Below are 13,396 nucleotides of genomic sequence, written 5' to 3' on the forward strand. Positions count from 1 at the left end.
TATGTGACGGCACCCGCGGCTACCGGCTCCCTCTCGATCGCGGCGCCTTGTTCGGTCGTCTACGCGCTGGTCAGCGACCCCGCGCGCCTCGCCGACCTCGCCGCGGAGTACCACGCCCACCGCTGGCTGGACGGCGCCACGCACGCCACCGTCGGCGCCCGCTTCCGCGGCACGAACCGCCGCGGCCTCCACCGCTGGACCACCACCTCGACGATCACCGCCGCCGACGAGGGGCGCCGCTTCGCCTTCGACGTGGCCTTCGGGCCAGTGCCGATCTCGCGGTGGGAGTACGTGATCTCCCCGGCCCCCGGCGGCTGCGTGGTCACCGAGAGCACGTGGGAACGGCGGCCGGCCTGGTTCCGCCTGCCGGGCGCAGTGGGCACCGGCGTGTGGCACCGCGCGGCGGCGAACCGGGCGAACATCGAGGCGACGCTGGCGCGGTTGAAGGCCGCCGCGGAGGCTTGAGCTCAGCCGTCCTTGACCGCCCGCTGAAGCTTCGTCGGGAGCCTTCCTTCGCGGCTTTCCAGTGGCACAAGTACGGCTCTTACCAGCTCTTTTGCCCCATCGGCGCCGCCCGGACATGCCCCCGCCCTCCCTGGGGGGCGTCCCCGCTCCAGTCTACCGGCGGGGTACGACAGGGAGCCCGGAAAACGGGCGGGGAGGGCCGAGTTGTCCACAAGTGGAGGGGCGGTGTGGATAACTCGGGATCCGCGGTGGTCGGAGGCGAGCGGAGGGTTCGAACCCCCGGAGAGTGCGGGAGCAGTGGTGCTTCGTCAAAGGCGTGGGTCGAAACGTCGACCGCTTGGGCGTGGTCGAAATGTTGACCGCTGTGGTCACGGCTCAAGTGGCGCTTCGGCGGTGTTTCGGCCACGGCGGGCGGGCGGGCGGGTCGGGTACAGAGGCGACCCTGCGACGGCCTCCAATCAGGCACGGCCGGCACTTCGGCGACCGCGGGCGTCTCGCACGCGCGGCGGGTGATCGACACCAAAGCTGCCCGCGATGCCCTCAAGCCAGCCACAGTCGACACTCGGCGACCGCGGGCGCCTTGCACGCGAGGCGGGTGGCCGACATCAAGGCCGCCCGCGATGTCCTCAAACCAGGCCAGGTCGACACCTCAATGACAACGCGCCAACACGGCTGGCCGACGACAAAACCAGCCACAACCTCAACCCAAACCCGGCCTCAGTCGACCAGTTCCGACCAGAACTCCACCTCACGAACCCCACCCACCGGCTCATCCCCCAACACCCCCGCCGACGGGCTGGTCGCGCTCACCGACCCCAAAGGCGCCCCAGACAGCCCCAAACCGCCACCCGAATCCTCAACCGGTTCCCCACCGAACTCCCGCCGCACATACCCCCGCAGATCCCGCCCGCACACGGCCACATCGGCCTGATACACCGACAACACGGGATACCCCGCCTCACCAGCCACTCCCGGCAAGTACCGATGCCCACAAACCGGCACCAGTTGCGGCACCGCAGCCAATAACCGCCGAGCACATGCCAGCGCGTTCGACATAACCCGAGGCCGCGCGCCCCAGGAGTCGTGCCAGAAGCCGTTGTGTTCGATCGCGTACAGCAGCCCGTCGACCGGCCAATCCAGGCGTTTGCGCAGGTGGTCCGGGTTGCCGTGCAGCCAGTCCGGCCAGCGGTCGCCCACGGGGACGCCGGCGGTGAGGAACACGCGGTGGTCCAGGGAGAACCGGAAGCCGAACTGGGATTCGACGTCGTCGAGTTCGGTCGGCGACAGGCCCGGGCGCAGGGGTTCTCCTAGGCGTTCTTGCAGGGCGCGAGCCTCCTCCAGGGTGAGGATTTCCGCCGGCTGGACGTGTGGCATGCGAAGAAGCGTACGTACCGCCAACCGCGCCCCGCGCGTCCTTTTTCGGCGGCTTGACGGTCGTCCGGAAAACTCCCTCGGCGGGGTGAGGTTCTTCTCTCAGACCGTGGATAACGGAACACGCGGCAGCTACGTGTAGTTCACTCGTCGCGTGAGTTCCGCACAGGCGCGAGTACGCGCACCCGAACTGACCGGCGACGTCTGGCTCAACACCGGCGGCCGGCGACTCTCCCTCGCGGAGCTGCGCGGGCGGATCGTGCTGCTCGACTTCTGGACCAGTGGCTGCATCAACTGCCTGCACGTGCTCGACGAGCTGCGCCCGCTCGAAGAAGAATTCGGCGACGTCCTGGTGACCGTCGGGGTGCACTCGCCGAAGTTCCTGCACGAGGGCGAGCGCGCGTCGATCGAGGCGGCCGTGCGCCGCTACGAGGTGCACCACCCCGTGGTGAACGACCCGAAGATGGAGCTGTGGTCGCAGTACGCGGTGCGTGCGTGGCCGACGCTGGTGGTCGTCGACCCCGAGGGTTACGTCGTGCACGTCGCCGCGGGTGAGGGGCACGGCGAAGCTCTGCGGCGCGTCGTGGCGGAACTCGTGACGAAGCACGCCGCGAAGGGCACGCTGCGCCGCGGCGGCAACCCGTACGTGCCGGTCGAAGAGCAGCAGACGGAGCTGCGCTTCCCGAGCAAGGCCGTCGCCACGGCGGGAGGCCGCATCCTCGTCGCGGACACCGGGCACCACTCCGTGGTCGAGTTCGCGTCCGACGGCGAGACTGTGATCCGCCGCTTCGGCAGCGGTGAGCGCGGCGCGCAGGACGGGCCGTTCGACCTCGCCAGCTTCACCGAACCCTCGGGCATCGCGCTGCTGCCCAACGACGTCGCGCAGCGCGCCGGCTACCACGCCGTCGTCGCAGACACCGCGGGTCACCGGCTGCGCGGCCTCGACCTCAACACCGGCGAGGTCACCACCGTCGCCGGCACGGGCAACCAGTGGCGCAACGGCACCGACACCGGCAAGGCCCTCGACACCGACCTCACCAGCCCGTGGGACGTCGCGTGGTGGGCGCCCGCCGGCGGCGTCGTGGTGGCCATGGCCGGGAACCACACGCTCAGCGTCTTCGACCCGATCTCCGGCGACATCCGCCGCTTCGCTGGCACCACCGTCGAAGGCCTCAGAGACGGAGACGTGCGCGAAGCGTTCTTCGCGCAGACGTCCGGCCTCGCGCCCGACGGCGACAAGCTGTGGCTCGCCGACGCGGAAACCTCGGCGCTGCGCTGGATCGAGCCCGAGGGCGAGACGTTCACCGTGCACACCGCCGTCGGCACCGACCTGTTCTCCTTCGGCCACGCCGACGGCCCGGCCGACGAAGCGCTGCTGCAGCACCCACTGGGCCTGGCCGTGCTGCCCGGCGACCGCATCGCCATCGCCGACACCTACAACGGCGCCGTCCGCCGCTACGACCCGTTCACGCGCGAGGTCACCACGCTCGCCACGGGCCTCGCCGAGCCGCAGGGCCTGCTGCTGCACGACGGTGAGCTGTTCGTCGTCGAGTCAGCCGGCAACCGCCTCGCGCCGGTCGGAGCCCAGGTCACGACCGTGGCCGGCGAGAAGAACGCAGTCCGCCGCCCGCCGACGGTGCTCGCGCCCGGCGACGTCGAGTTCGCCGTGGTCTTCACGCCGCCGCCGGGTGAGAAGCTCGACGACCGCTACGGCCCGTCCACGCGGCTGGAGGTCAGTGCGTCGCCGCCGGAGCTGCTCGCCGACGGTGCCGGCATCGGTACCGACCTCACCCGCCGCATCCGGTTCGCCGACGGCGTAACGGAAGGCGTGCTGCAGGTCGTCGCCCAGGCGGCCAGCTGCGACGAGGGCGGCGAGCACCCCGCGTGCCGCATCACGCGGCAGGACTGGGGCGTGCCGGTGCGCTTCGAAAGCGGTGGTGTGCGCACGCTCAGCCTGGTCATGGCGGGTGAACCGAAGCCGGCGGCACCCGGTCAGTAGCATTGGGGCGTGCCTGACAAGCCCAAGCTCCAGATCCAGATGCTGCAGGACCGCGTGCTCGTGCGCCTGTCGCCGGAGGAGGGCGAACGCCGCAGCAGCGGCGGAATCGTGATCCCGGCGACCGCGCAGGTCGCCCGCAGGCTCGCCTGGGGTGATGTACTGGGCGTCGGCAACAGCGTGCGCAACGTCAAGCAGGGCGATCGCGTGCTCTTCAACCCGGAGGACCAGCTCGAGGTCGAGATCCAGGGTGAGGGCCACTTCGTGCTGCGCGAACGGGACATCCACGCCGTCGCCACCGAGCGGACCGAACACGGCACGGGGCTCTACCTGTAGCTCCCCGGCCACGGGAGGGCAGGCGTGCGCGAAGACGAGACCCCGCAGGACCTCTTCATCGACGACCTGCTGCCCGAGCGCGACGAAGACGACCTCGCCACCGAGATCTTCGCCGTCGTCGACGGGCCGCCGCTGCCGGAGACCCCGCAGCGGCGCCTGCGCAAAGGGGTCGCGCGCACGTTCATGATCGTCGGCTGCGCCCTGGGCCTGTTCGTGCTGCTGTACGCGATCGACCTCGTCACCAGCGCCGGCGACGTGCCGCGCGGCGTGCTCGTGGCGGGCGTCGGCGTCGGCGGCCTCTCCCACGCCGAGGCCGAGGCCAAGCTGCGCGCGGAGCTGCAGCCGCGGCTGACCCAACCGGTGGTCCTGCACGCGGGCGACGTCACGACGTCGATGGTGCCCTCGGAATCCGGCCTCGGCCTCGACTGGCCGGGCACGCTCGCGCAGGCCGGGCACCAGCCGTTGAGCCCGATCACGCGGCTGCTGTCGTTCTTCACCACGCGCGACGTCGGCGTGGTCACCCGCTCGGACCAGGAGCAGGTGGCGCAGGCGCTGGGCACGCTCGCGACGGACAAGCTCAACCACCCGCTGGTCGAGGGCAGCATCGGCTTCCAGCCGGGGGCCGACGGCGCCGTCACGGCGTACCCCGTGGAGCCGCGCCAGGGCCAGCAGCTCACCGACGTGCGGGCGGCCGCGCAAACCGTGGCGGACGGCTGGCTCGCGCCCGGCGGCGTGACGCTGCAGATGGCCGTGACACCGCCGAAGGCCACGTCGAAAGGCGTCCACGCGCTGCTCGACCAGGTCGTCGACCCCGCCGTCGCCGCGCCGGTGGTGTTGCACGGGCAGGGCAAGGACGTCGCGCTGACGCCGGCGGCCATCGCGGCGTCGTTCCAGTTCGCGCCGCGCGACGGCGGTTCGCTCGAGTTGCGCATCGACCAGGGCAAGCTGCAGCAGGCCGTGGAATCCGACCTCGCGTCGACCGAGACCGACGGGCGCAACGCGGAAATCGTGTTCACCTCGGGCACGCCGACGGTCAACCCGTCCGAAGACGCGCGGAAGATCAACTGGGCCAACACTTTCAAGACGCTCACGACCGTGCTCGCCAAGCCGACGGGACGTGACCTGCCGGTGGCCTACGACGCCACGAAGCCGAGCCTGTCCACCGATGCCGCCAACGCGCTGGGCATCAAGGAAGTGATCGGCGAGTTCACCACGAGCGGCTTCTCCGGCCCCTCGGCCACGAACATCCAGACGCTCGCCGACCGCGTCTCCGGCGCAATCGTGAAACCCGGCGACACCTTCAGCCTCGGCGCCCGTTCGGGCGCGCGGACCGCGGCCGCCGGCTACGTCAGCGCGCCGGCGAACGAAGACGGCACCGGCCCTTCCGTTGTGGGCGGCGGGGTTTCGCAGCTCGCGTCCACTTTGTACAACGCGGCGTACCTGGCCGGCCTCGGCGACGGCGGCCACCTCGCCCACGACCACTACCTCGACCGCTACCCCGCCGGCCGCGACGCGAAAGCCATCGACGACGCGGGAAACCCGGTGGAGCTGAAGATCACCGACAACGACGACACGGGCTTCGCGATCCAGGCCAGCGTCAGCGGGGATTCCCTCACCGTGCGGATCTGGGGCACGAAGCACTACGTCATCGAGGGCCGCACCGGGGGCACGTCGGACGAGGTGTCGCCGACCGTCCAGTTCGGACCCGGGTCCGACGGCGCTTGCCGGCCGTCGATCGGCGCGCCGGGCTTCAGCGTGTCCGACACGCGTGTGTTCCACGACCTGGCGACGGGCAACGAAGTCCGCGAAGAAACGCGCAACACCACCTACGCGCCGCAGCCGATCGTGATCTGCTGACGGGCGTCCACGCCGGACGGAACAGCCCGGCCCGCAGAAGGGGGCCGGGCCGCGAAGTCATCTGTTGATACTTCGCTTGCTCCACAGGCTCGCCACCAAGGCCACGCCGAGTGCGGCGACTCCGACCTGGGTGATGATTTCGAGCCAGTCGATGCCGCTCGTATCGGCGTAACCGATGCCGCGCGCGATGGCGCTGCCGATGAAAGCGGCCGCGATGCCCACGAGGAGCATCAGCCAGATCGGGATGTTCTGCTTGCCGGGCACGACCAAGCGGCCGAGCAGGCCGAGGATCAAGCCGACCACGATGGCGCTGATGATGCCTGAGACGGTCATCGAAACTCCTCTGCCAGATGGGTTCCGGGCCGAGCCGCGGACTTGGCGCCCGGATGCCCTGGGAACGGACGCCCGAAACTCGAGACCACGGCGAAATCACCCACCTGGCACCAGCGTGCCGCGACCCGCGGCGGGAGCTCTCACCCGCAGCGGGCGAAGTCACCCGGAGAAACACGGATGCCCCCGGCCCGAGCTGGGCCGAGGGCATCCGCAGGGGAACAGGGAGGGCTCAGAAAGCGGCCTCGTCCAGCTCCATCAGCGCGTTGTCGGCGCCTTCGACAATCGTGCGGCGCGAGGACAGCTCCGGCAGCACGGACTTCGCGAAGAACGAAGCGACGGCCACCTTGCCCTCGTAGAACGGCACGTCCTTGGCCGCCGCGCCCGCGTCGAGCTTGGCGATCGCGACCTCGGCCTGCTTGAGCAGCTGCCAGCCCACCAGCAGGTCGCCCATCGACATCAGCAGCCGCACGGTGTGCTGGCCGACCTTGTTGATGCTCTGCGCGTCTTCCTGCGACGCGGTGAGGTAGCCGATCATCGCGCCGAGCATGCCCTGCGAGTCCTCGAGGGCCTGCTTCAGCAGCGCACGCTCGTTCTTGAGCCGGCCGTTGCCCGCCTGGGACTCGATGAACTTCGTGATCTCACCGGCGACGAAGGCGAGCGCCTGACCCTTGTCACGCACGATCTTCCGGAAGAAGAAGTCGAGCGACTGGATGGCCGTCGTGCCCTCGTAGAGCGAGTCGATCTTCGCGTCGCGGATGTACTGCTCGATCGGGTAGTCCTGCAGGAAGCCGGACCCGCCGAGCGTCTGGAGCGACTGCACGAGCTGCTCGGTGGCGCGCTCGGAGCCGACACCCTTGACGACCGGCAGCAGCAGGTCGTTGATGCCGTGCGCCAGCTTCAGCGCCGCCTCATCGCCGTCCTGCGTCCACAGCTGGTCCTGGAACGACGCCGTGTACAGGTAGACGGCGCGCAGGCCCTCCGCGTACGCCTTCTGCAGCATCAGCGAGCGGCGCACGTCCGGGTGGTGCGTGATGGTGACGCGCGGCGCGGTCTTGTTGAGCATGTTCGGCAGGTCGGCGCCCTGCACGCGCTCCTTGGCGTAGTCGCGCGCGTTGAGGTAACCGGTCGACAGGGTGGCGATGGCCTTGGTGCCCACCATCATCCGGGCGTACTCGATGACCTGGAACATCTGCGCGATGCCGTTGTGCACCTCGCCGAGCAGCCAGCCCTTGGCCGGGGTGCCGTGCTGCCCGAAGGTCAGCTCGCACGTGGTGGACGCCTTGATGCCCATCTTGTGCTCGACGTTCGTCACGAAGGCGCCGTTGCGCTCGCCCAGCTCGCCGGTCTCGGAGTCGAAGTGAAACTTCGGCACGAGGAACAGCGAAAGGCCCTTGGTGCCCGGCTTGGTCTCGATGCCGGGACCCTCGGGGCGCGCCAGCACGAGGTGCATGATGTTTTCGCTCATGTCGTGCTCGGCCGAGGTGATGAACCGCTTCACGCCGTCGATGTGCCAGGAGCCGTCCTCCTGCCTGACGGCCTTGGTGCGGCCGGCGCCGACGTCGGAGCCCGCGTCGGGCTCGGTCAGCACCATCGTGGCGCCCCACTGGCGGTCGATCATGAGCTGCGCCCAGCGCTTCTGCTCTTCGGTGCCGTTGTTGTTCACGATCATGGCGAAGTTCGGGCCCGCCATGTACATGAACAGCGGTGCGTTGGCGCCGAGGATCAGCTCGGACGCGGCCCACTGCACCGTGGGGGGCAGGCCGAAGCCGCCGAGGTCGTTGGTGAGGCCGAGGCGCCACCACTCGCCGTCCAGGAGCTGCTTGTAGCTCTTCTTGAACGACTCGGGGATCTTCACGCTGAAGGTCTTGGGGTCGTACACCGGCGGGTTGCGGTCCGCGTCGGCGTAGGACTCGGCGAGCGGGCCGGTGGCGAGCTTGTTCAGCTCCGAGAGCACGCCGCGCGCGGTCTCCTCGTCCGACTCGGCCAGCACGCCCTTGCCAAGGCGGTCCTGCACGCCGAGTACCTCGAAGAGGTTGAACTCCAGGTCTCGGACGTTGCTCTTGTAGTGGCCCATGTCGTCACTCCGTGTCGTGTTCGGCTTTCCGGCCGGGCACATGTTCCCTTACTCGCCGGTAACTTCAGGATATTACCTACGAGTAACTGGAGCAAGCGGTTCCGCTCTTCCAGGGGTGTGGATTCAGCCGAAAAACCGACATCGACCAGGAAGCCGACCTCAGGGGGTGCCGCGCGCCACGGCGCGGTCGGCGGGCAGGGGCGTGTGGGCATCGTCGGTGTGGGGCACGAGGATGCCGCTGCGGAACGCGATGGTCACCGCGTGTGTGCGATCCCGCGCCGACAGCTTGCGCAGGATGCTCTTCACGTGCGTCCGGACGGTTTCGACCGAGAGGAACAGCAGCTTTGCGATCGCCGAGTTCTCCAGGCCTTCGGCCACGAGCTGCAGCACCTGGTACTCGCGGCGCGACAGCGGCATGGCGCCCTTCGGCTGGGTGAGGTGCTCCTCGGCCGGCGCCGCTCTGGGCGACGGCTGCCGTTTCGGCCGCGCGGTGAGCGCCGCCAGCGCCGGGTCGATGTAGCGCCGGTCGGTGTGCGCGCGTCGCACGGCTTCGGCCAGTCGCCGCGGGTCCACCGCCCGCGGCACGATCGCGTGCGCGCCCGCCGCGATGGCCGTGGCCAGGTACTGCTGCGTGCGGTTGACGTCGCGCACCAGCGTCACCAGCACCACGGCGGGGTCGCCGGAGTTGAGCAGCTTCGTGAGGTGGCAGTGGGGGTCCAGCGCCGAGTCGAGGATCACGACGTCGGGACGCACCTGCTCGCACAGCTGCATCGCCGCGTGGTGGCTCGCCGCCTGGCCCGCCCAGTGCAGCCCCGGCGTCCGGTGGACCATCGACGCGAGGCCCTCGCGGAAGATCGGGATGGGATCGACGACGGCCACCCCCAGGCTGCGGTTCGCGGTCGGTTGTCCGGGCACAGCCGGCGTTCGGTGGGGCTCGATGCCGCGCATCTCGGGCCTCCGTCTTCCAGGTCGTTCCCGGGTCGCCCGGACGCCCGCGCACGCCCCCCGGCGTGCCGTCCTGACACCACCCGATCCCCCCTGCTGGGACCGGACAGGAATGACACCTTGTCCTTGATTCGACTCCTCCGGAAGGCGCTTGTGACGCGGTTTCCCCCTCATGGCCGTATCGGCCGGTTGCAGCAAACTCTCCGTAGAAAAACGGCCGTGATCTGCGGCTTTTTGGCCCTGTACGACGGCGGGTGCTCCTCCGTTTGCTACTGAGGGTGTAGCCCGAAAGATGGCCGCTACGTGACAACCCGTGCACGCAGCGCGGCGAACTCACTTGCCAGCCCGGCGGGCGTCCAGTGGGCGTTGAGGCCACTCGGGTTCGGCAGGACCCACACGCCGGTCTCGCCGATCACGCGCTCCTGCGGCCCGACTTGGGCTCGCTTCTCGCCGAACGCGGTGCGGTACGCGGTGATACCCAGCACGGCGAGCCAGCGGGGCTTGTGCGCGAGGACCTTCTCGACGAGCGTCTTGCCGCCTTCGCGCAGCTCGTCGCCGGTCAGCTCGTCCGCCCGCGCGGTGGTCCTGGCGACGACGTTGGTGATCCCCAGGCCGAGGTCGAGGAGCTCGTGCTGCTCACTCGGGTCCAACAGCCGCGGCGTGAAGCCCCCGGCGTGCAGCGCGGGCCAGAAGCGGTTGCCAGGCCTCGCGAAGTGCAGCCCCAGCGCGCCCGAGTACAGCCCGGGGTTGATCCCGCAGAACAGCACGTCCAACCCGGGCGCGATGACGTCGGGGATCGTGCTGTCCTGCGCGGCGGCAAGCTGGTCCTTGGTGGGTCGGGTGGGCATGCGCCCAGTCTCGGGCATGCGGGTCTCCATGACGCCCGCCGGTCGACCTCTCGCTGCGGCTACCTGCGGCGGGCGAACCCGAGATCGGACCCGGCGCGATGCCCACCTGCGTGGGACAGACCACTGCCGCGGGGTGAACCCCCGGCGCGGGACAGGCCACCGCCGCGGGACGGACCCCCGCCCTCCTCTGGGGGGCTGCCCTGTCCCAGTTTACCGAGGTCAGGGGCCTGAAAATGGCGATTGTGAAATCTGTGGACAACTCGGGGTCGGTGGAGCCAGTTGTGGATAACTCTTGTCTGGGGGCCGGCCGGGTCTGTCTCCCTGCCCGGCGGCCGGCCGGTTCCGACGCTTGTCCCGGGGCCGGCCGGGTCTGACTCCCTGCCCAGCTGCCTGCCGGGCAGGGACGCTTGCCCGGAGGCCAGCCGAGTCCGACTCCCTGCCCGGAGGCCAGCCGGATCTGTCTCCCTGCCCAGCCGCCGGCCGGGACCTGCCTCCTCACCCTCGGCGTGGGTCGGACGAGCCATGGGCCCAACCTCGGGCACCCTGTCAGACATGACCACCACGCCCGACGGTTGCTCGGTGGACCTCTACCTGCGGCTGCCCGCGGCCGGCGAACCGGAGATCGTCCACGGCGCCGTGCCCGCCGCCGCGTCGATCCTGGAGCTGGGCAGCGGCTGCGGGCGCGTGACGCACCCGTTGCTGGAGCTCGGTCACTCCGTGGTCGCCGTCGACGAGTCGCCCGAGATGCTCGCCCACGTCCGCGGCGCCGAGACGGTCTGCGCGCGGATCGGCGACCTCCGGCTGTCCCGCGAGTTCGACGTGGTTCTGCTGGGCAGCCACCTGGTCAACACGGCCGATCCCGCGGAGCGCCACGCGCTGCTCGCCGCGGCCCGGCGGCATCTCGCGCCCGGGGGCCGGCTGCTCGTCGAATGGCATCCGCCGGAGTGGTTCGACCACGTGGCCGACGGGCCGGGCGGGCTCCTCGGGGAGATCGGCGTTTCGCTGCACGACGTCGTCCGTGAGGGCGATCTGCTGTCCGCGACGGTGCGCTATCGCGCCGCCGAACGGGTGTGGCACCAAGAATTCACCTGCCGGCGCCTGGGTTTTCCGGCGTTGTCCGAGGCGCTGACCTCGGCCGATCTGACCTTCGGCGAGTGGCTGACCGCTGACCGGGATTGGTTCTCGGCACGCGGGGTAGCGGATCAGGTACCGATCTAGGTAGCCTGTGTGATCTCTCGCACAACGTCGTAGGGAGGAGCCCGCGTGCAGCTTTGGGTTGTCCTCGCACTGGTGGCCCTCATCCTGGCAGCCGCCTCGCTGATCGTGGTTCTGGAAGACCGGCGCGCCGCCAAGCGGGCGGCGCTGCGGCGCAAGGCGCGGCTAGCGCGTCTGGGCGAGGTCGATCCGCTCGCGCCCGGCCGGCTGAGCGTGGATCGCTGAAGGGATTGCGCGCAGGGCGAGCAGCAGGGCGCCGAAGAGCCAGCCGAGGCCGGCGCCGAAGGTGTTGGTCATGAGGTCGTCGACGTCGAAGATGCGGTAGACGAACGGCGCCGTCCCGAAGTTCGCGGTGAGCTGCGTGATCTCGATGGCCAGTGACACCGCCGCGCCCACGGCCAACGCGCCGACCAGGCCCCGGCGCCACAGGACGCGGGCGAAGATCCCGAGCGGCACGAAGAGCAGCACGTTGAGCGCGACCTGCTGGAACGTCTGCGTGCTGAACCAGTGCGCCGCCGAAAGACCGTGCTTCACCAGCTCGGTGTGGATGTCGGCGATCCACTGGAACGGCCGCAGCTGCACCGTCTGCTCGAGGCGCCGGCCGTTGGCGCTCGGCAGCGGCAGGAAGACGACCGCGAGCGCCATGCACGCGTAGAAGACGACCGCCGCCGTGGTCACCAGGCGGCGCAGCCGAGGGCGGCCGTAGCGCGCCAGCTGCAGCACGAGCTGCGGGACGAGCAGCGTGCCCCACACCGCGAGGAATCCGATGAGCCCGTACTGCAGGGCCGTGACCTGTGCGTTCGTCATGCCGAGAACGTTATGGATCTTGGAGGTCACGCCACTTCGGTCGAAGAGCCGGACGGAATCCGGCCGGGTCGGCCATCTGGCCGAGGGCCGCTTAAGCCGATCGGTCAGGCTCCTCGTCGCGCTGCTCGTCCTCGGCGCGCTCCGACCGCCACGCCGCGAACACCGTGCCGCCGACAAGCAGGGCGACGACCACGATCACGGTCAGGACGATCTGCAGTTCCATGTGGCTCCCCAGGGGTTCGGCCGATTGATCGCTGCGGAGAAACCGACCGTTACGCGCTACCGGAAGTAACTGTTACCGCAGGTTGTGGAAATCGCCGCCACCTGTGCTTACGCTGTCGATCATGGACGACGTGGTCTACACCAGGGCCGGCACTGGAGCGCCGCTCGTGCTTATCCACGGGGTCGGGCACCGCCGGCAGGCGTGGGACCCGGTGCTGCCGCTGCTCACGCCCCACCGCGACGTGATCGCCGTGGACCTGCCGGGGTTCGGGGAATCGCCGCACCGCGAAGGCGCGTACGGCGTGGGGCCGGCGCTGGAGCTGTTCGCGAAGCTGTTTCTCGACCTGGGGATCGAGCGGCCGCACGTGGCGGGCAACTCCCTCGGCGGCCTGCTCTCGCTCGAACTCGCCAAGGCCGGCCTGGTCGGCAGCGCCACGGCCCTGTCACCGGCCGGGTTGTGGACGCCGCTGCAGCGGCACTACGCCCTCACCGTGCTGCGCACCTTGCGCACGCTGGCCCGGCACACGCCGGAGCGGAGCGTGCGCCGGCTGGCCATGAAGGGGGCGGGCCGCGCGGCGCTCACCGGGATGATCTACGGCAAGCCCGAGCGGCTGGCCCCGCAGGTGATCGTCGACGACGTCCGCGCGCTGGCCGGCGCCGAGGGCTTCGCCCCGACGCTCGCCCAGGCCAAGGGCGGTTTCCGCTTCACCGGGCCGGTGCGCGCCGACGTACCTGTCACGATCGCGTGGGCCGAGCACGACCGCGTGCTCGCGCGGCCGAAAGCGTCGGCGCTCGAGGAGATCGCACCGCACGCCCGGCTGCTCACGCTGCCGGGTTGCGGTCACGTGCCCATGGGCGACGCGCCGGGCGTCGTCGCGCGGGTGCTGCTGGACGGCAGCGAAAACGCCGGGTGACATTTCCCCATCA

14 protein-coding genes are annotated in these 13,396 nt (G+C 70.3%); 7 read left to right on the forward strand and 7 right to left on the reverse strand.

Going from position 1 to position 13,396, the window contains the following annotated elements:
* Positions 1–3 precede the first annotated feature (3 nt).
* Positions 4–465, forward strand: coding sequence for an SRPBCC family protein (locus ACFY1H_RS02565; protein WP_386944084.1), 462 nt, complete (start codon positions 4–6; stop codon positions 463–465).
* A gap of 717 nt (positions 466–1,182) precedes the next feature.
* On the opposite strand, the gene ACFY1H_RS02570 is transcribed toward ACFY1H_RS02565, so the two are convergent.
* On the reverse strand, positions 1,183–1,839 hold the full coding sequence (locus tag ACFY1H_RS02570; protein WP_386944086.1) for a hypothetical protein: 657 nt from the start codon (positions 1,837–1,839) through the stop codon (positions 1,183–1,185).
* Positions 1,840–1,990: 151 nt separating this feature from the next.
* Here ACFY1H_RS02570 and ACFY1H_RS02575 point away from each other — a divergent pair, with 151 nt between their 5' ends.
* The 3 genes from ACFY1H_RS02575 to ACFY1H_RS02585 are packed head-to-tail and all read left to right on the forward strand — an operon-like array spanning position 1,991 to position 6,025.
* Positions 1,991–3,835, forward strand: coding sequence for an NHL domain-containing thioredoxin family protein (locus tag ACFY1H_RS02575; protein WP_386944087.1), 1,845 nt, complete (start codon positions 1,991–1,993; stop codon positions 3,833–3,835).
* A gap of 39 nt (positions 3,836–3,874) precedes the next feature.
* The gene (locus ACFY1H_RS02580; RefSeq protein ID WP_360598303.1) at positions 3,875–4,168 is read left to right on the forward strand and encodes a co-chaperone GroES; all 294 of its coding nucleotides are present in this window, start codon (positions 3,875–3,877) and stop codon (positions 4,166–4,168) included.
* Positions 4,169–4,192: 24 nt separating this feature from the next.
* The gene (locus ACFY1H_RS02585) at positions 4,193–6,025 is read left to right on the forward strand and encodes a VanW family protein (protein ID WP_386944089.1); all 1,833 of its coding nucleotides are present in this window, start codon (positions 4,193–4,195) and stop codon (positions 6,023–6,025) included.
* 57 nt (positions 6,026–6,082) lie between these two features.
* On the opposite strand, the gene ACFY1H_RS02590 is transcribed toward ACFY1H_RS02585, so the two are convergent.
* The 4 genes from ACFY1H_RS02590 to mug all read right to left on the reverse strand — a co-directional run bounded on the left by ACFY1H_RS02590 (position 6,083) and on the right by mug (position 10,225).
* On the reverse strand, positions 6,083–6,358 hold the full coding sequence (locus ACFY1H_RS02590; RefSeq protein WP_354865225.1) for a GlsB/YeaQ/YmgE family stress response membrane protein: 276 nt from the start codon (positions 6,356–6,358) through the stop codon (positions 6,083–6,085).
* Between the two features lie 229 nt (positions 6,359–6,587).
* Complete coding sequence (locus ACFY1H_RS02595; protein WP_386944091.1) at positions 6,588–8,432, reverse strand: acyl-CoA dehydrogenase; 1,845 nt, start codon at positions 8,430–8,432, stop codon at positions 6,588–6,590.
* 159 nt (positions 8,433–8,591) lie between these two features.
* Positions 8,592–9,380 carry a response regulator transcription factor gene (locus tag ACFY1H_RS02600; protein WP_366580117.1) on the reverse strand — a complete coding sequence of 263 codons (789 nt, stop codon included), beginning with the start codon at positions 9,378–9,380 and terminating at the stop codon, positions 8,592–8,594.
* A gap of 296 nt (positions 9,381–9,676) precedes the next feature.
* The gene (mug, locus tag ACFY1H_RS02605; protein WP_386944093.1) at positions 9,677–10,225 is read right to left on the reverse strand and encodes a G/U mismatch-specific DNA glycosylase; all 549 of its coding nucleotides are present in this window, start codon (positions 10,223–10,225) and stop codon (positions 9,677–9,679) included.
* Between the two features lie 552 nt (positions 10,226–10,777).
* Here mug and ACFY1H_RS02610 point away from each other — a divergent pair.
* Both ACFY1H_RS02610 and ACFY1H_RS02615 read left to right on the forward strand, forming a co-directional pair.
* Positions 10,778–11,443 (forward strand): class I SAM-dependent methyltransferase, encoded by a 666-nt coding sequence (locus tag ACFY1H_RS02610; protein WP_366580121.1) that lies wholly within the window; start codon positions 10,778–10,780, stop codon positions 11,441–11,443.
* Between the two features lie 45 nt (positions 11,444–11,488).
* On the forward strand, positions 11,489–11,665 hold the full coding sequence (locus tag ACFY1H_RS02615; protein ID WP_220245205.1) for a hypothetical protein: 177 nt from the start codon (positions 11,489–11,491) through the stop codon (positions 11,663–11,665).
* On the opposite strand, the gene ACFY1H_RS02620 is transcribed toward ACFY1H_RS02615, so the two are convergent.
* Positions 11,606–12,247 (reverse strand): VanZ family protein, encoded by a 642-nt coding sequence (locus tag ACFY1H_RS02620; RefSeq protein WP_386944095.1) that lies wholly within the window; start codon positions 12,245–12,247, stop codon positions 11,606–11,608. The two genes, ACFY1H_RS02615 and ACFY1H_RS02620, sit on opposite strands and share 60 nt — an antisense overlap.
* Before the next feature lie 91 nt (positions 12,248–12,338).
* The gene (locus ACFY1H_RS02625) at positions 12,339–12,470 is read right to left on the reverse strand and encodes a hypothetical protein (protein ID WP_364169609.1); all 132 of its coding nucleotides are present in this window, start codon (positions 12,468–12,470) and stop codon (positions 12,339–12,341) included.
* 121 nt (positions 12,471–12,591) lie between these two features.
* Here ACFY1H_RS02625 and ACFY1H_RS02630 point away from each other — a divergent pair, with 121 nt between their 5' ends.
* Positions 12,592–13,383, forward strand: coding sequence for an alpha/beta fold hydrolase (locus ACFY1H_RS02630; protein ID WP_386944098.1), 792 nt, complete (start codon positions 12,592–12,594; stop codon positions 13,381–13,383).
* The last annotated feature ends 13 nt before the right edge of the window (positions 13,384–13,396 follow it).

The organism is Amycolatopsis sp. NPDC001319 (assembly GCF_042896185.1).
Classification (GTDB): domain Bacteria; phylum Actinomycetota; class Actinomycetes; order Mycobacteriales; family Pseudonocardiaceae; genus Amycolatopsis.

Bases quoted from the DNA above. Each gene is read 5' to 3' on its own strand.
- ACFY1H_RS02630 (WP_386944098.1), top strand. From the start codon at position 12,592: ATGGACGACGTGGTCTACACCAGGGCCGGCACTGGAGCGCCGCTCGTG.
- ACFY1H_RS02570 (WP_386944086.1), bottom strand. From the start codon at position 1,839: ATGCCACACGTCCAGCCGGCGGAAATCCTCACCCTGGAGGAGGCTCGC.
- ACFY1H_RS02610 (WP_366580121.1), top strand. From the start codon at position 10,778: ATGACCACCACGCCCGACGGTTGCTCGGTGGACCTCTACCTGCGGCTG.
- ACFY1H_RS02600 (WP_366580117.1), bottom strand. From the start codon at position 9,380: ATGCGCGGCATCGAGCCCCACCGAACGCCGGCTGTGCCCGGACAACCG.
- ACFY1H_RS02620 (WP_386944095.1), bottom strand. From the start codon at position 12,247: ATGACGAACGCACAGGTCACGGCCCTGCAGTACGGGCTCATCGGATTC.
- ACFY1H_RS02625 (WP_364169609.1), bottom strand. From the start codon at position 12,470: ATGGAACTGCAGATCGTCCTGACCGTGATCGTGGTCGTCGCCCTGCTT.
- ACFY1H_RS02580 (WP_360598303.1), top strand. From the start codon at position 3,875: ATGCTGCAGGACCGCGTGCTCGTGCGCCTGTCGCCGGAGGAGGGCGAA.
- ACFY1H_RS02590 (WP_354865225.1), bottom strand. From the start codon at position 6,358: ATGACCGTCTCAGGCATCATCAGCGCCATCGTGGTCGGCTTGATCCTC.
- mug (WP_386944093.1), bottom strand. From the start codon at position 10,225: ATGCCCACCCGACCCACCAAGGACCAGCTTGCCGCCGCGCAGGACAGC.
- ACFY1H_RS02595 (WP_386944091.1), bottom strand. From the start codon at position 8,432: ATGGGCCACTACAAGAGCAACGTCCGAGACCTGGAGTTCAACCTCTTC.